The sequence below is a fragment of the Monashia sp. NPDC004114 genome (genome assembly GCF_053603855.1).
The window spans coordinates 1-16,604 of the sequence record NZ_JBSGGK010000013.1 but is presented as its reverse complement, the minus strand read 5'-3'; the positions used below and the strand labels follow the sequence as shown (position 1 = coordinate 16,604).

Sequence of the window (16,604 nt, the reverse complement as noted above, 5' to 3'; positions counted from 1 at the left end):
GTCTCGTTCAGGTCTTGTTCAGGCCATGGCGCAGGTGCCCAGACACACCCGCGGACAACGAGACCAGACCTCGTTACCTTACGGTCGATTCAGGTGGCTTCGAGTTGTTTGTCTACCGGGCTGTCTCGCATTCTGGGACGGAGCCCGGCGAGGCCTGCCCGGCCCGCACGACGACCACCGTCGCGCAGACCTGGGTGCCCGCAGGGGCCCGCACCGTGAAGGTCGGGACACCGGCTGCCGCGAGACGGGCCCGGTCGGGGTTCGACGCGTCGGACACCGTCGGCCCGTAGGAGACGCGGAAGGTGTCCTTCGTCGACGGTTGGGGGTAGGTCCAGCGGAAGGTGACGGCTTCCTTGCCCGACATCGTCGACACGACGGGCTTGTCGAACACTCCGTCGCCGATGGCGCTGTCGTCTCCGGGCATCGTCACCGTGTGGCTCGGGCTCGACCCGGCCGCCGTCGCGGGGTCGCCGCCTTGGGGCCGCAGCAGCAGGTAAGCCACGATCCCGAGAAGCACGGCGATACCGCCGGCCAGTCCCCAGAGCACCGTCGGCCGCGGACCAGTGGTGCGCTCGGGGGCGGCGGGTGAGGCGGTTGCCACCGCCGTCGCCCGGCGAACGGTCGCCAGCTCGGCAGCATCCGCAGCGTCCCCGCTCCGCTGTGTGAGCGGCGCGGTTCTGCTCGTCGTCGGGTCGGTCGTGGCGGCGGGCCGCAGCGGCGCACCCTGCCCCGCCGAGGGGGCCGTCGCACTGGTCATCGGGTCAGGCGAGTGGCGCGGGCCGGATGCGTCGGAGCGCCGGCGGGTCTCGTCCTCGGGCCGGCTCGGCGCTGGAGCGGACGCCAGGGCAGCCGCCTCGGGAGACATCGTGGCCGGCGGCTGGGCCACAACGGTCTGCGGCGCCTTGATCCGGGTGCGGTCCTCGTCGACCGCAGGCCCGGTGGGCGAGCCCTGGGTCTGGCTCACGAGCGTGGTGTGACCCTGCTCGTCGAGCACGACGATCGGGGTGCGGGCGAGGCGCTGCTGCTGCTCGACCGCCTGGAGCGACCGGGCGAGCTCCAGCGCGGTCGCCGGACGCCGCACGGGGTCCTTGGCCATCGCCTGGGCGAGCAGCCGCTCGAGTCCAGCCGGGACGTCGGGTCGGCCGGTCTGCGGCGGTGGCGTGCTCCGGATGCGCGGCATGAGGGCGTATGCCGAGTTGTCTCCTCCAGGGACCTCGAACGGCGAGCGCCCAACCAGCAGCTGCCACAGGGTCGCGGCGAGCGAGTAGACGTCGGACCTCACGTCTCCGTTGCTCTGGCCGTAGAGCACCTCGGGCGGGGCCCATGGCACCGAGACGCCGACGTCGTCGGTCGCCTCGGTTTCGACATCACCATCCCGGGCACCGCGTCCGGCGATGCCGAAGTCGGTGAGCCCCGGCGCACCGTACGCGCTGACGAGGACGTTGGCGGGCTTGATGTCGCGGTGCGTGATGTGCGCGCGGTGCGCGGTCTCGACGGCGCTGGCGAGCTGGATGCCGGTGCGCAGCACCTCCTCGACGGTGAAGCGCTCGGTGCGGGCCCGCGTGGCGAGGTTCGGCGGCGGGTAGTACTTCATGACCAGGTACGGCCGCCCGTCCTCCGACGTGCCTGAGCGGAAGACCTGGACGATGTAGGGGTGGTCGCCGAGCTGGGCCATGGTGTCGGCCTCTTCGACGAACTGGCCGCGCAGAGCATCGGTGAGGCCGTCGGACTTGAGCACCTTGACGGCGACCGGCATCCGCGGCGACTGCTGCTCGTAGAGGAAGACGTCGGCATACCCTCCCGAGCCGAGTGGCTGGACGAAGACGAGCCCGGGGATCTTGGGCGGTGCTCCTCTCCTCACGGTGCCGCCTCGAACGTGAAGAAGACCTCGTCGGCCATCGACACGACCGACCCGGGCTCGAGCACCTGCTGGTCGTTCGCGCGCAGCCGCACGGGGCTGTCCCCCGGAAGGGTCACCGTGGTGCCATTGGTCGTCGCCAGGTCCCGGATGAGCACATGCCAGCCCTCGAGGATCACCTCGACGTGGTTGCGCGAGACGTCCCGCTCCGGACTCGGCACCTTGACGACGTGCGGCCGGTCTGTTGCCGTCAGACCCTCGCCGAGCTTCGGTGCGCGGCCGAGCAGGACGCTTCGGTCGAGGGTCACGACGTCACCGGTGGAGAGCCGGAGCACGCCCAGCGGCGGGCGGGGCATCGTGAACGCCTCCTGCGGCGGGATGCCGCCACCGCAGACGCGGCATCGCTCACCGTGTGGCGGTGTCGGATGCCCAGCGCTGCACAGGACCGCGAGCACCGCCGGGCCGGAGAAGGGCTCGCCCATGACCGCCTGCCGGGCCGCGAGCAGGGCGCTGCGGTCGACCGTGAGCTCGGCGTCGTCCCCGTCCGTGTTCCCCTGGTCGACGCTGACCGCAACGCCGTCGACCCCGGAGTCCCGCGCCTCGGGCCCGGGCTGGTGCGGCTGCGGCGGCACCGTCGACACCTGCGCCGGTGGCGTGACCGTGGGTGCTGGCGTCATCGAGGGAGGCAGCAGGCTCGGCGTGGGCGGCGGGGTATGCCGTCCGGCGAAGCTCGGGACATCGACGTCCGGCTCAGGTGGCGCCGGCACGCTGTTCGGCAGCTCCGTCGCAGTGGGCGGACCCGATGCCGGTGTGGCGGGCGGTGACATCTGCGCCGCGAGCGTGGGCGCCTCCGGCGTGGGTGCGGCCGCCGCGGAGGTGGCCCACGGCACCGACGAGATCAGGCCGCTGGCCGCAGGGGATGGCTGAGGGGGTGCCTGCGAGCCCGGCGCGGGGCCGGGGCTCAGGCCCGAAGGGAGCGGTGGGTTGGCCTCCTCGGGTGCTGCGCCGGTCTGCGCGATAGCGACGCTCGGCACCGCTGGGCTGGCGGCCTCCGCGACGTCGGGCACGGTGGGCCGCCCCCTGTCGCCGGGCGCGCCCACGGCAGTGTGGTTCGGGTCTTCGGTGTCGTCGGTGTCGCTGGCGTCGCTGGCGTCGCTGGTGTCGTCGTCGTGCGGGCCTTGCTCCCGGCTCAGCTCCGCGAGCACCCGGCGGTGCTCGTCGACCGCGACGGTGTGGCCGAACAGGTAGTCGTAGCTCGGCGCCGCGGGTGCCGAGTCTTCGGGGGTCCGGTCCATCACCGGGACGGGAGCCGACTCCGGCTCCACAGCGGGGCGGGCCGTCCAGGTCGACTCGACGTCGCCGGGTTCATCGACCCGGGCCGACGGCACCGAGTGGATCTCGGCTGCCGGCACGGGCGTCTCAGCCCGCGCCGCCCCGGATCCGACGGGCGCCGGATCGCCCTTTCGTCGGGCGGGGTCCGCCGGACCGGGATCCGGGCGGGCGGCGCGCACCGGAACCGCGGGTGCGGCGCTCGCCCAGGACCGGAGTCGAGTGCCGGCAGCTGCGCGACCGTCGTCGGGTGGGACGGGCGCGGGGTCCGGCGTCTCGGACGGGTGTGCCCAGCTGCGACCCCAGGCCGAACCGCCCGCGCGTGCCTCGGAAGGCGTCGGTGAGCCGAACGTCGGGAGCCCTGGTGGCCCGGACTCGCGAGGCTGGCCTTCGACATCACCATCGACGTCGCCATCGACGTCGCCATCGACGTCATCAGCTGCGAGATCGGCATCGGAGCCACGCACCAGCGCGGCCCCCTTCTCGGCTGAGCTCACCGCGGGAACCGAGTCAGCCTGCACGACAATGGGACTCGCGTCCGCGTCGGGAACGAGCTGGGCAGCATACGGCGACGACTCCGGTGCGAGACTGACGCCGCCCAGGGCGGCCGCGAGCGTCTGAGGCGGCACCGGGTCGTTGGCTTCCGTCTCGTCGAGGACACGAAGCACGACGCGCTCGGGTTGCTCCGGGAGCTCGAGGTCGGTCCAGACCTTGCCGCTCATGGCGCGCACCTCGTGCACCGACCCGTCTGCGAGCGTGACTACTGCGGCGACCGGGCCGAAGGCGACGACGCGCGTCGCGGGCTCCCAGTGGACCCCGACGAAGTGGTGCGCCGTGCGCATCCCGCCCGAGGTGAGCGTCTCGATGACGTCGTCGAGGTCGCCGCCGTCAGCGGCATCACTGGCGGTCAGCGTGCGCTCATCGTCCTCGTCGAGGCCGATGAGCAGGTGCATGCCGGGCCCCCCGATGTGCGTCCAGCCGTCGGGGGCCCGCTCGACAACAACGGACGGGCGGCTCACGTCTATGACCTGCTCTCCCCTGACGAGCCGTTCACGATCTCGCGTGGCGCCGTGTCCTCGTCGACGTCAGTGTCGGAGTCCTGGCCCTGCGCGGCGACGACAACGACAGTGACATTGTCACGCCCTCCGGCCGCGACAGCCCGCTGCACGAGCTCCGCGGCGGCGGCCTCGGCGTCACCGTGCCCGGCCAGCACCGCCTCGATCTGCTCACGGGTCAGCTCGTTGGACAGACCGTCGGAGCAGATCACGAAGACCTCGCCCGGGTAGGGCGGGAACACCCAGGTGTCGACCACGCCCATCGGGTCGCGGCCCAGCGAGCGGGTGACCACGTTGCGGCCCGGGTGCCGCTGCGCCTGCTCAGGAGACAGCGCGCCGCGCTCGACGAGCTCCCACACCTCGGAGTGGTCGGCCGTCACCTGGGTCAGCTCGCCGTCGAGGCACCGGTAGACGCGTGAGTCGCCGATGTTGAAGACGGCCCAGTGCCGCTGTCCGCCGACGGAGACCGCGGCCAGCCCCGCTACCGTCGTGCCCATCCCGGTCTGCTCGGGGTGCTTCGCGGCGGACTCGAGGATCCGTCGGTTCGCCTCGCCGACCTGCGCCACGATGTCGTGCACCTGCAGGACCGGCCGCGACGAGAGCTCGGCGACGGTGTCGGCCGCGATCCGGCTCGCCACCTCCCCGGCAGCGTGGCCACCCATCCCGTCCGCGACGACGAACACCAAAGCCTCGGCCCGCGCGGCGTCCTCGTTGTGCGCCCGCACCGCGCCCACGTCGGTCGCGACGCCGACGCTGAGCACGGGGATCGCGGTGCTCATGCGGACGTCCCTGCGTCGCTGGACGGACCTGCGTCCGTGGCCGCTCCCTCGGCGCTCCACGGTGTCACCCGAACCGTGGTCAGCACCTGCCGGATGAGCTCGTAGTCGGCCTCCGCGCCCGGCCCACCGACCGCACCGGTCAGCTGCACGAGGTATGCCGCACCGGGCAGCTGCGCGTCCGTCGGGGCGACAGCACCCCCGGCGCTCGCACTGGGACCGCCTCCGGCGCGGCCCGCTGCGTGTCGCACGATGTGGAAGAGGTTCGCCTGCAGGACCGTCTCGACGTCAGGGTCCGGCCAGGTGGCGTCGCACCCGACGAACTCGGCGCCCGCGAGGTCAGCGGCATACGGCTCGGACACCGTGCCACCGCGCGACGTCGCCATGCTCGCGATCTGGTCGAGGGACTCCTCGACGCGGAAGCCGGCGCCGCACTGCTCGATGCTGACCACGACGTTCGGTGCGAACGCCCCTTCTCGCGGCAGCTTCGCCGCGATCGCCGTGCCCGGTGCGTGCGCGGGCTCCCAGTCTTCGGGCACCTCCAGGGCGACGGACGGCAGCCCCGGGAAGTCTGCGCTCGGGTAGGCGACGGTGGTCATCGGTGGTCCTTTCGGTCGTTCCCGTCGAAGGCGGGGACGGTGCGCCAGTCAACCATTACGGATGAACGGTGTCAGATGTGGTCTAGCCGGGCGCCGATCACCAGCCGAACAGCTTGCCGACCGTGTGGGTGGTGGCCCTGAAGCCACCCTCGAGCGCGTGGCCCGCTCCTTCGACACCCTGGCCGAGGCCGTGGCCGACGTCGTTGACGAACTCCTTGGGCTGGACGTCGACGCTGAACTTCACTCCGCCCCCGACACCGAGGGCCGCGCCGACGTCCACCTTGACCTTGACACTCTCGGCGCTGAGGTTGGCGTCGATGTTGGCGTGGCCGCCGATCCCGGCGTAGACCTCGCCACCGGCGGTGCCGCCGATCCCGGCGACGTTGGCCCCGAGGTCGGCACCAGCCTTGACCCCGGCGAAGGCCGACGCTCCGGCGTGGCTCTTGACGCCGTCCAGGCCGATACCAAGGGACGCGTCGGCCTTGGCCTCCGCCCCGGCCATCGCGTTCACTCCGGCCTGGCCGCCGAAGACCCCGTTGTCATAGGCCACCCCCGCCTCGCCCTTGGCCCCCGCGAACGCCTCGGCGCTGCCCTTGGCCGTCAGCCCGTCCTTGCCCAGGCTCACGCCGGCATCGGCCTTGGCCTCGGCCCCCACGAACCCGCTCGCGTTGTACCTGCCGTGGTCGCCGAGGTTGCCGTCGACGGAGCCGCGCAGCAGGTACGCCCCCGCGCCGGCCCCCACGCCTGCGTACAGCGCGCCGTCCTTGATGCCGTACTCGGTGTGATGCTTCGTCTCGGTGCCGAGCGTGCCACCCATCTGGGAGTAGGCGGCGTGCTCCTTGTCGGTGGGATTGCCGTTCGCGTCGTAGTACGTCGTCGTGTACGAGCTGTCGACGTGCTCGTCCTTCTCGGTCCAGTTGACCCCCTCCAGGCCGCCACCGAGCAGCGTGGAGCCGATGCCCGGCTTCTTGGGGGGCGAGCCGTCGTCGGTCCCAGCCGGCTGGTTCGGGTCAGCGGGGCCCGGCCTGGTCCCGGGCGGGTCACCGAACTTGTGCTCGCCCTCAGCCTTGATGTTGAAGCCCTCGCCGATGACCTTGCCGTCGCGGTTGCGCACCTGCCAGGTCTCCCGGTCGACCGTGCGATGGTCTCGAGCGGCTTCCCGCTCGTGGTCGAAACGGTCCTGGTCGAGGTCGACCAGGCGGTGGGTGTACTTGTCCTTGGTGAATCCGGCGGCGGCGCTGTGCTCGTGCTCGCCGTGGTCGGTGTCCTTCCACCCGTGGGTGTACGTCGTGAAGGGGTGGACGTCGTGCTTCTTCCCCTTCATCTTGGTGACGTCGTTGAGCCCCCCACCCTGGCCGGGCGAAGCCGACTCTCCCGGCCCGCCAGGTCCGGCAGTTCCGCCGGCGCCGCCGCTCGCCGCCTGCTGCGCACGCACGTTGTCATCGATCCGCCGCGCCATCGCGTCGAGGACCCCGTTGCACGCCTGGATTCCGGGCACGCAGGTGGTCGTGAACTGGCGGGCGAGCGCCTGCAGGTTGTCCCCGCCCCAGTTGCGCTGGATCGCGCCCATCGCGGAGCTGGAGGTCGACTCGATGCGGGTGAGCTCGGCCTGCAGACCCCGGATGTTGCTCGCGATCCGGGCGAGCTGCTCCGGGTCGGCGCCCTTTCGGTAGGTCGTCATGTCTCCCCCGTCAGATCTCGTCGTCGACAAGTGGCGCGGTGCCCTCCGCGGGCGTCACCCGCAAGGCGTCGATGACCTCGTGGATCGCGGTGTAGTCGGCGCGGTGGTGGGCCGCGCCGATCGTGCCCGTGACCGTGAGGCGCACGAGACCACCGTCAACGTCGCGCCGCAGGAACCCGAAGAGGGTGCTCGTCAGGAGCGTTCCGGCAGTGGCGTCGACGTAGCTGAGGTCGCGCCCGAAGAACGTGACGCCGTCGATGTTGCGGACGTACGGTTCACCGAGCGCACCGTCACGGCGCTGCGCAGCCGTCCGTTCCAGACCCTCGAGGTCGGTTCGCACGGTGTGGTCGGCGAAGGTCTCGTCGACGGAGACGATGACGTTGGCCTTGAACTCGTCCGCGGGCAGGGGCCGCAGCGCGGCGAGCACGACGCCGGGTGTCGCCGCGGCCGCGGGTGCCGGCTCCCAGTCCGCCGGGATGGTCAGCTCGAGCCGCGGCCGGCCCGGGAACTGCGGGCTCGGAAAGTGCAGTGTCGTCATCTGACCCCCTGAGTAGGACGCGCGCCCACGCGTGTGGCGAGCGTACGGCCGGGCGGCGACCGCGGCGATGGGGAGAACTCCCCGCCGTCCACCCAGAGTGGAGGTGCCCTGTGGTGCCAAGCGGACAGCTGGTTGTCCTCCTGGCACCACCGACGTCAGCGGCCGTCGCGGTCGGCCCACCAGGCGAGGAGCTTCTCGCGCGCCGCGTCCTTGCCGATCGGGCCGTCGTCGAGACGCACCCCGAGGAGGAACGTGTACGCCTCACCGAGCACAGGCCCGGGCTTGATGTCGAGGATCTCGGCGATCTCGTTGCCGTTGAGCTCCGGGCGGACGGCCGCGAGCTCCTCCTCCTGGGCAAGTCGGTCGATCCGGCGCTCGAGGTCGTCGTAGGCACGGGAGAGGCGCTGGGCCTTGCGGATGTTGCGGGTCGTGGAGTCGGACCTGGTGAGCCGGTGGAGCCGCTCCAGCAGCGGGCCGGCGTCGGTCACGTAGCGGCGCACCGCGGAGTCGGTCCACTGGCCGTCGCCGTAGCCGTGGAAGCGCAGGTGCAGCTCGACGAGGCGGGCGACCTGCTTGGTGGTGTCCTTGTCGAACCGCAGCGCCTTGAGCCGCTTGCTCGTGAGCTTGGCACCGACGAGCTCGTGGTGATGGAAGGAGACTCCGCCGCCGTCCTCGAAGCGGCGCGTGGCCGGCTTGCCGATGTCGTGCAGGAGGGCGGCGAGGCGGAGCACCAGATCGGGGCCCGGCACCGACTCGGGCGGGCCGTCAGGAGGGCCCTCGAGGGCGATCGCCTGCTCCAGGACGATGAGGGTGTGCTCGTAGACGTCCTTGTGGCGGTGGTGCTCGTCGAGCTCGAGGCGCAGCGCCGGCAGCTCGGGCAGGAAGACCGAGGCGAGGCCGGTGTCGACGAGCAGCGTGAGGCCGATCCGCGGCCGGGGCGACAGCACGAGCTTGGTCAGCTCGTCACGGACCCGCTCCGCCGAGATGATCGAGAGCGTCTCTGCCCGCGTCGTCATCGCGGCGCGCACCTCGGGTGCGACCTCGAAGCCGAGCTGGGCGGCGAACCGGGCCGCCCGCATCATCCGCAGCGGGTCGTCGGCGAACGACTCCTCGGGCGCTGCCGGGGTCATCAGCCGCCGGGTGACCAGGTCGGGGAGGCCACCGTGCACGTCGACGAACTCGAGGCTCGGCAGCCGGATCGCCATCGCGTTGACCGCGAAGTCGCGCCGCACGAGGTCGCCCTCGAGACTGTCGCCGAACATCACCTCCGGCTTGCGGGAGGTCCGGTCGTAGGTGTCGGCGCGGTAGGTCGTGATCTCCAGCACGTGCGAGCCCTTGCGCAGGCCGATCGTGCCGAACTCGCGGCCGATGTCCCAGTGGGTGTCCGCCCAGCCCTCGACGATCCCGAGGATGGCCTCGGGCCGCGCGTCCGTGGTGAAGTCGAGGTCGGGCGAGACCCGCCCGAGGAACGCGTCGCGCACCGGACCTCCGACGAGGGCGATCTCGTGCCCTGCCGCGGCGAACCGCTCGCCGAGCTCCGTGAGCAGCGGGAGCACGGGCGCCAGCCGCGCGACGGCCGCGCGCAGCAGGGGCAGGCCGGCGTCGCCGGGGTCGTGGGCGAGCATGTCGGGTCGGTCAGGCACGCGCCAAGCCTAGTGAGCGGCATACCCCGGGGCGTTCGGTCGTACACAGGCGGCCTGACGGGGCGGCGTGATGTCAGACGACGCGAGGACATCGCCCGGCGCCGGTTATGGTGGCGATGTGAGCGCCCAGCCTGCCCCGAGCCATGTGCCGGGGAGGCGCCTGCCCGCGGTCGAGGAGCGCTCGGCCGGAGGCATCGTCGTCGACGTCCGCGACGGCCGGGCGCTCATCGCCATCATCGCCCGTCGCAACCGCGCGGGACGCATCGAGTGGTGCCTGCCCAAGGGGCACGTCGAGCCGGGTGAGACCCTTGTCGAGACGGCCGCGCGTGAGGTGGCCGAGGAGACCGGCATCGTCGGACGGGTCCTCGTCGAGCTCGGCACGATCGACTACTGGTTCGCCACCTCGACCAAGCGGGTCCACAAGTTCGTGCACCACTATCTGCTCGAGGCCCTCGGCGGTGAGCTGTCCATCGAGAACGACCCCGACCACGAGGCCATCGACGTCGCATGGATGCGACTCGACGAGGTCCATCGGAGGCTGACCTTCCCCAACGAGCGCCGCATCGCCCAGGCGGCGTGGAACCGGCTGGCAGGGACCGCGTGATCCGGCAGGGGTCGCGACGTCCAGGCACGGGAGGGCGTCGCGGGGCCCGCCTCGTGCGCTGCGTGTCCGCTGCCGCGGGAGCCGTCGCTGCGCTCGGCGTCGCCATCACCGTGGGTATGCCGTCCGGTGCCTTCGCGACGAGCCGCGAGCACTCCGCATCGGCCGGGTCGGCAGGGTCCGCCGGCCTGGCTCGGTCGGTCGCAGCTCCTCGGACGCCTGCGGCGGTGACCCCCGCGAAGGATGTGGCGCGCATCGTCCTCGACACGATGTCGCCCACCGTCGTCAAGGCGGGCACGGACCTGACGATCACCGGGACCGTCACGGCGCCGCTCACCGGTCCGCTGTCCGGGCCGCGGCTGCGAGTGGTCCGCGGTGACGTCACGGTGAACCAGAAGGACGCGCTCGACGCCTGGGCCTCGGGCCGCACCCCGACCTCGGGTCACACGGTGGCGACCCAGAGCCTGACGACGGTGCCGGCGGGACAGAGCACGCCCTTCACCGTCACCATCCCGTGGCGTGACCTCTACACCGACCTCCCGTTCGCGGCTCTGCCGATCTCGGTCGAGGTGGTGCAGCAGGGCGCGACCCAGCCCGTCGGGATGACCCGCACCTTCGTCGCGTGGAACAACCGCAAGGAGTACATCCCGCTCCAGATCGCGACGGTGCTCCCGCTCACGCTCGACCCGGCCACCGACCTGTTCTCCAGCAGCGACGCGACCCGGGTCCAGGCCTGGAACCAGGCCATCGGCCCCGACTCCCGGGTCCAGCGGATCGTCACGGGCACCGACGGGAGTCCCGTCACGCTGGCGGTCGACCCGTCGGTGTTCGGGCCGGTCGCAACGCCCACAGACTCCTCCGGCTCGACGGGCTCGACCCCTGGGGCCACCTCGGGGACCACGGGCACCCCGCCCGCTGGCACCACGTCGCCGGACAAGCCGGGCGCGACCTCGACGTCGCCGGCGTCGCCAGCGACACCGGCGACACCCTCGACAACACCCCCGACCGGCGAGACGACCCCGCCCTCGGCAGCAGCGGTCGAGATCCAGAGCCTCGGTGACGGCCTCGCGGCCCAGCTGCACGGCCGGAGCATCTGGGCACTCCCCTATGCCGATGCCGACATCGCGGCCGCCGTCTCGGCCGATCCGGCCAACACCCTGGTGCGCGACCTCGTCAGCCGATCGAGCGCGGTCGGCCAGCGGATCGGACAGAAGGCCCGCGGCGACATCGTCTGGCCCGTCGACGGGCTGATGCCCGACCGGCGCGAGCAGGGAGTCAAACGGCTCCTCGCTGGCACGACGGTGAAGAAGCCCGCGGGCATCATCGTGAGCCAGCCGGCGGTGAGCAAGGCCTCGCCGTACACCCCCACGGCGCGCCGGGTGACGGCCTCGGGCACCCGGCTGCTCGCGTACGACCCCAGGTTGTCAGCCCTGCTGCCCAAGCGATCGGACCCGACCCCGGTCCTGCCGATCCAGCGCTACCTCGCCGAGACCCTCGTCCTGCTGGGCGAGCGAGCCGGCACCGCGCGCTCGGTGCTCGTGACCGCACCGCGCACCTACGACCCCGACGCCGATGCCCTCGCCACCTTCCTAGCGGCCACCACCGACGTGCCGTGGCTCGATGTCGTCGACCCGGCCTCGTTGCTCACGGACGACGGCAACGACAAGGCGCTCGAGCAGCAGAAGCCGGCCGCTCCGGTGCCCTCGGCCGCTCCGCCCCCGGTGCTCAACGCACAGCGCCTCGACCGCATGGCGACTCAGCGTGACACACTGCTCAGCGTCGCGGACGTCCTCGAGAACGGCGACGAGTTCGAGCGGACGTACCGCGAGGTCCTCGACGAGCTGGCGAGTGTCCGCTGGCGCTACGAACCGGAGTCGTGGGCCAAGCTCGCCGCCTCGGTCGACGCCGAGATCAAGGCGGCCACGAGCGCCATCCGCGTCGTGCCGCGGCGGGTCAACTTCCTCGCCGAGAGCGGCACCTTCCCGATCACCGTGGCCAACGGCCTCGACTATGCCGTCGACGACATCCGGCTCCGGCTCGTGTCGACGGACCCGCGGATCCAGATCGTCGAGCAGCCTGGCCCGATCTCGATCGGGCCCTCGTCGCGCACCAACGTGCCGGTCGAGGTGGCCGCGGTCGCGGCCGGCAAGGCCGTCATCAAGGCCTACCTCACGACCGCCGACGGCACCCCGATCGGCTCACCCGCGGACATCGCGGTCTCGGCCAACCCGATCGACGGCGCGATCTACTGGATCGGCGGCGCTCTCGTCGTCCTGGTGCTCGTCTTCGGCATCGCCAGGACCGTTCTCAAGGGCACGTCACGCATCGACGAGATCGGTGACATCGAGGCGGTGACTGCTGCGCACGAGGCCGCAGAGAATCGGGATGACGACTGACTCAGCCTAGGATGTGGACGACAAACCACATTCGACGCGGGCTCGCACGGACGAGGGAGGTTGACGCACGTGCAGGGAGTCGGACCCGGATCCGTCCTCGGCGGCCGCTATGTCGTGACGTTGCGCACCTCCGAGGGCGCCCATCACGAGCGTTGGCGCGCCAACGACCATACCCTCGAGCGCGAGGTCGCCGTCGTCTGCTTCCCGGCCTCTGCATCGGTCGCCGCTGGGGCCCTCGACGCCGCCCGGCGAGCCGCCGGGATCGAGGACCCGCGCCTGGTCCGGGTGCTCGATGTCGGCACGGACCAGGGCGTCGGATTCATCGTCGAAGAGCCGCTCACCGGCGCCATGCCGCTGTCGCACCTGCTCCAGTCCGGTGGCATCGAAGCTGACGAGGTGCGCCGGCTCACCGGCGAGGCGGCGACCGCACTCGACAAGGCCAGCCACCGCGGGCTGCACCATCTGGCGCTGACACCGAGCAGTGTCCTGCGGCTGCCCGACGGCGAGGTGAAGGTGCGGGGCCTGGCGACCGAGGCAGCTCTGACCGGGGCGGACCGTATCTCCGAGGAGCGCGCACTGCGCGCCGACGCCGTCGGCCTGGTGAAGATCGCGTATGCCGGCCTCACCGGTCGCTGGCCCCTGGTGTCCGTTGACACGGGGCTGATTCCGGCGGGTGGCCCGGTGGGCCTGGAGCCCGCCCCGACGATCGTGGGCGGCGTCGCGGCCCCGTCCGAGATCGCGGTCGGTGTGCCCAACGACCTCGACCTCATCTGTCGGATGACCTTGGGCAGCAGCCACCGCGGACCGGTGTCACCCGGTGACCTCGCGCTCCAGATCGCGCCATGGTCGACTGCCCCGCCGGCCGCTCACGGCGGCACCGGCATCGGGTTCGCCCGGAGCCACGACGAGTTCGACCCGACGCGGGTCATGCCCGCAGCAACCGGCGGGGGCTACTCCGGGCCCGGTGCTCATTCCGGGTCGGGCGGCGGCCGCGGCACGGCGGGGTCGACCGGGACGTCTGGACCGGGTCGGTCTGCGGGTGCGGTCGGTGCCGCTGCGGCCGGTGCCGCGGCCGGTGCTGCGGCGGCGGGCCTGGGCGCCGCCAGCCGGGGTGGCGGCCTCGGCACCGGCACCGGTGCTCCCGCTGGAGCCGCAGGTCGCGCCGGGGCGGGCGGAGGCGCCGCAGGGCCCTCTGCCGATGCGCCGCCAGGCGATCCGATGACGAACACCATGTTCTTCGAGCGCTTCGACATCGGCTCGGGTCGGCCGGGCCACCCTGAGGAGGACTCCGACCAGTCCCGCACCGGCAGTGTCGCGGCGGCCGGCGCCGCGGCGGCCGGGGTTGCCAGCGCCATCGGTGACCGCGTCGGTTCGTTTGCCCGCGCGGCTGCCGACAAGGCCGCAGCGCGGGCCGCGGAGCGCCGCTCCCACGACGACGACTTCGAGGGGGAGGACATCGGTCTGTCCGACGCCCTCGAGCAGTCGCCGACGACCCGGCTCGAGCCGCCGCTGCCGGGCCTCGGGCGCAACCCACCCGCCCCGAGCGGCCCGCAGTCGCGGATCGCGCTCGCGATCGTCGGCGTGCTCGTCGTCCTCGCCCTGATCATCGGCGTCAACAACGTCGCGAAGATCGGCCAGCACGACGGCCCGCCCGCGGCCGGGCAGACGATCACGGTGACCCAGACCCGAAGCGGCACCACGGGAGCCCAAGGCACCTCGACCCAGGCTCCGCCGAGCAGCACGCAGGCCCCACCCGCAGGGCCTGTCACGATCGTCAGCGGCAAGGGCTACGACGAGCAGGACGGCACCGAGGCAGACCAGTCGGCCGGCAAGGCCTTCGACGGCGACACGAGCACCGGCTGGCGCTCACGCTGGTACGGCTCGGCCGACTACAACGGCGGCAAGGACGGCCTCGGCCTCATCCTCACCCTCAGCGCGCCGACCGTCGTCAAGGAGGTCGACCTCTTCCTGCCGGCAAAGCAGAACGCCACCGTCTACGCCACGAACAGCGGGACCCGCGCGGGGGCCGAGAAGGTGGGTTCGGCCAAGAACGCCGAGGGCGCCGTGACGATCACGGCCGACCACGACCTCCAGCCGGCCAGCCAGATCATCGTCTTCGTCACCAAGGCCGCGCCGGCCGAGGCTCCGAACCACTACCGCGCCCAGATCAACGAAGTGACGGTGCGCTGACCGTGCCCCCGGGGGCGGCCTCCCCGATCGCCGAGCTGAGCGACCGGGATCTGCTTCGACTCCATGTCGAGGGCGACGATCAGGCGTTCGCGGAGCTGTTCCGACGCCACAAGGACCGCATGTGGGCGGTTGCGCTGCGCACCGTCCGCGACCCGGAGCTCGCCGCGGACTGTGTCCAGGACGGCTTCATCGCCGCCTTCCGGAGAGCGGACTCCTACCGCGGGGACGCGGCGGTCACGACCTGGCTGCACCGCATCATCGTCAACGCGTGCCTGGACCGGCTGCGCCGTCGTCGGCCCACGACCGAGCTGCCCGAGTACGAGCTCGCCGACCGGCACGACGACCACTCCTCGACCGAGGTGCGCCTGGACATCGAGGAGGCCCTGGCCAAGCTGCCCGAGGGGCAGCGCGCGGCCCTCGTGCTGGTCGACATGCACGCCGTGCCGGTCGCAGAGGCGGCGGCGATCCTCGGCGTCGCCGAGGGGACCATCAAGTCTCGGTGCGCGCGAGGCCGCGCGGCGCTGGCCCAGCACCTCGGGTTGGTCCCCGCCCCGGCGCCGCCGCAGTCGGTCGAGTGACCGCGCTGTCCGGCCCTTCTAAAAGGGCGCGACTCGCGGGAACCACAGGCGGGGGTTCGTGCGTCGGAGCCTCGGGCGTCCGGCATACCGGATCCGGCTGCCGGTCTCACGCATGCTGGGGACTGACAGCCTCCCGGCTCGACATTGCCCGGCGGCGTCCCTGCAGGCCCGAGCTGACTCCCTCACACCTTCGGCCCGCACCGCCCGCACGACCATGAACGAAAAGCCCGAAGGACCTCCCGTGGACCAGTCCCCCGAACTCGACCCGGCGGTCGAGGCACAGGTCCGTGCCCTCCTGGCCCAGCCTCCCGCCCCGTCCCCGATGCCGCAGGAGGTCTCCGAGCGCATCGCGGCGGCGATCGCCCACGAGGCCCGGCTCCGCGTCGACCCCGGGCCTTTGTCGACGCGCGGCGCCGTGCCCGGCGCGATGCCGAACGCCCAGTCCAGTCCCACGCCCGGTACGCCCGGTACGCCCGGTACGCCCGGCACCCCCGGCATGTCCGGCGGCACGGTGACCGCGTTCCCGGTGCGCAACCGACGCCCCCGTCCGCTCCAGCTGGCCGCGGCCGTCGCAGCCGCGGCGGCCGTGGTCGCGGTTGGTGCTTCCGCCCTGCACCTGACCCAGCGACCGAACGGCGCCGCGGTCGTCGGTGACAGCATCACCTCGACGACCCGGCCCCGGACTCCAGCGACTCCACGCGAGACACCGAGCGTCCTGGTCACGACGGGCGCCGAGGCCGCGGGCACGCCGCACATCCAGCTCAGCACGACGTCATACGACTCGGGCAATCTTGCAAGCCAGGCGCGCGGACTGCTCGACCACCCCGGCGCCCCGCTGCAGGACCTTGCCGCCGAGGCGCCCCACCTCGGCCCGATCGCGACCCCGATCGGCCTCCAGTCGTGCCTGTCCGCTCTCGGGGTGAGCGATCCTTCGACAGTCTCCGCCGACCTGGCCACCTTCGAGGGGCGGCCGGCGGCCATCGTCGTCGTCACCCGCGGCGGCACCACCACGGCCTGGGCCGTCGAGCGCTCGTGCGCTGAGGGCCAGCCCGGCATCCTGAAAGACGCCACGCCGGTCCCCTGAGTCCCACGAGTCGACGCCCGTCCCAGCGTCCACCTGCAGTCCGGCGCCTGACCAGCCGGGGAACAACGAGCGCTTAGGATCGGTTGAGGCGTATGCAGTCCGCAGGCCCGGCCGACGACCAGGTCGGTGGCCGCCGCGGGCTGCACATCGAGCATCCCCGAGGAGCAGCCCACATGTCCGACGTCCGCAACGTGATCATCATCGGTTCCGGCCCGGCCGGGTACACCGCGGGGGTGTATGCCGCGCGGGCGAACCTGGAGCCGTTGGTGTTCGAGG

General features: G+C 72.4%; 12 protein-coding genes and 1 pseudogene. 6 read left to right on the top strand and 7 right to left on the bottom strand.

Going from position 1 to position 16,604, the window contains the following annotated elements:
• Nucleotides 1-112: 112 nt before the first annotated feature.
• The 7 genes from ACWEOW_RS16515 to ACWEOW_RS16485 form a co-directional block, all read right to left on the bottom strand.
• A complete protein-coding gene (locus ACWEOW_RS16515) occupies nt 113-1,861 on the bottom strand; it encodes a protein kinase domain-containing protein (protein WP_452270310.1) in 1,749 nt (582 codons plus the stop codon).
• Nucleotides 1,858-4,206, bottom strand: coding sequence for an FHA domain-containing protein (locus ACWEOW_RS16510; protein WP_452270309.1), 2,349 nt, complete (start codon nt 4,204-4,206; stop codon nt 1,858-1,860). Before ACWEOW_RS16510 ends, ACWEOW_RS16515 begins: the two co-directional genes overlap by 4 nt.
• A gap of 2 nt (nt 4,207-4,208) precedes the next feature.
• The gene (locus tag ACWEOW_RS16505; RefSeq protein ID WP_452270308.1) at nt 4,209-5,021 is read right to left on the bottom strand and encodes a PP2C family protein-serine/threonine phosphatase; all 813 of its coding nucleotides are present in this window, start codon (nt 5,019-5,021) and stop codon (nt 4,209-4,211) included.
• Nucleotides 5,018-5,617, bottom strand: a complete 600-nt coding sequence (locus ACWEOW_RS16500) for a hypothetical protein (protein ID WP_452270307.1) — start codon at nt 5,615-5,617, stop codon at nt 5,018-5,020. The genes ACWEOW_RS16505 and ACWEOW_RS16500 overlap by 4 nt, the downstream gene beginning before the upstream one ends.
• A 97-nt stretch (nt 5,618-5,714) precedes the next feature.
• A complete protein-coding gene (locus ACWEOW_RS16495) occupies nt 5,715-7,298 on the bottom strand; it encodes a hypothetical protein (protein ID WP_452270306.1) in 1,584 nt (527 codons plus the stop codon).
• Between the two features lie 10 nt (nt 7,299-7,308).
• Nucleotides 7,309-7,836 carry a hypothetical protein gene (locus tag ACWEOW_RS16490; protein WP_452270305.1) on the bottom strand — a complete coding sequence of 176 codons (528 nt, stop codon included), beginning with the start codon at nt 7,834-7,836 and terminating at the stop codon, nt 7,309-7,311.
• A gap of 155 nt (nt 7,837-7,991) precedes the next feature.
• Nucleotides 7,992-9,461 (bottom strand): CCA tRNA nucleotidyltransferase, encoded by a 1,470-nt coding sequence (locus ACWEOW_RS16485; protein ID WP_452270418.1) that lies wholly within the window; start codon nt 9,459-9,461, stop codon nt 7,992-7,994.
• Between the two features lie 136 nt (nt 9,462-9,597).
• On the opposite strand from ACWEOW_RS16485, the gene ACWEOW_RS16480 reads away from it, so the two are divergent.
• The 6 genes and pseudogenes from ACWEOW_RS16480 to ACWEOW_RS16455 form a co-directional block, all read left to right on the top strand.
• Nucleotides 9,598-10,083: an NUDIX hydrolase gene (locus ACWEOW_RS16480; protein WP_452270304.1), complete on the top strand. Its 486-nt coding sequence runs from the start codon at nt 9,598-9,600 to the stop codon at nt 10,081-10,083.
• A 62-nt stretch (nt 10,084-10,145) separates the two neighbouring features.
• The gene (locus ACWEOW_RS16475) at nt 10,146-12,476 is read left to right on the top strand and encodes a DUF6049 family protein (protein ID WP_452270303.1); all 2,331 of its coding nucleotides are present in this window, start codon (nt 10,146-10,148) and stop codon (nt 12,474-12,476) included.
• Between the two features lie 69 nt (nt 12,477-12,545).
• Entirely contained in the window at nt 12,546-14,666 is a 2,121-nt protein-coding gene (locus tag ACWEOW_RS16470) for a protein kinase family protein (RefSeq protein WP_452270302.1), read from the top strand.
• A 2-nt stretch (nt 14,667-14,668) separates the two neighbouring features.
• Nucleotides 14,669-15,244 carry an RNA polymerase sigma factor SigM gene (gene sigM, locus ACWEOW_RS16465; protein WP_452270301.1) on the top strand — a complete coding sequence of 192 codons (576 nt, stop codon included), beginning with the start codon at nt 14,669-14,671 and terminating at the stop codon, nt 15,242-15,244.
• Nucleotides 15,245-15,485: 241 nt separating this feature from the next.
• Nucleotides 15,486-16,328: a hypothetical protein gene (locus ACWEOW_RS16460; protein ID WP_452270422.1), complete on the top strand. Its 843-nt coding sequence runs from the start codon at nt 15,486-15,488 to the stop codon at nt 16,326-16,328.
• Between the two features lie 92 nt (nt 16,329-16,420).
• Nucleotides 16,421-16,604: pseudogene (locus ACWEOW_RS16455) on the top strand (hypothetical protein); the annotation flags it as partial.

What these genes read in the sequence shown, in the direction of transcription:
- ACWEOW_RS16490 (WP_452270305.1), bottom strand. Translation starts at nt 7,836, where the DNA reads ATGACGACACTGCACTTTCCGAGCCCGCAGTTCCCGGGCCGGCCGCGG.
- ACWEOW_RS16500 (WP_452270307.1), bottom strand. Translation starts at nt 5,617, where the DNA reads ATGACCACCGTCGCCTACCCGAGCGCAGACTTCCCGGGGCTGCCGTCC.
- ACWEOW_RS16505 (WP_452270308.1), bottom strand. Translation starts at nt 5,021, where the DNA reads ATGAGCACCGCGATCCCCGTGCTCAGCGTCGGCGTCGCGACCGACGTG.
- ACWEOW_RS16495 (WP_452270306.1), bottom strand. Translation starts at nt 7,298, where the DNA reads ATGACGACCTACCGAAAGGGCGCCGACCCGGAGCAGCTCGCCCGGATC.
- ACWEOW_RS16485 (WP_452270418.1), bottom strand. Translation starts at nt 9,461, where the DNA reads ATGCTCGCCCACGACCCCGGCGACGCCGGCCTGCCCCTGCTGCGCGCG.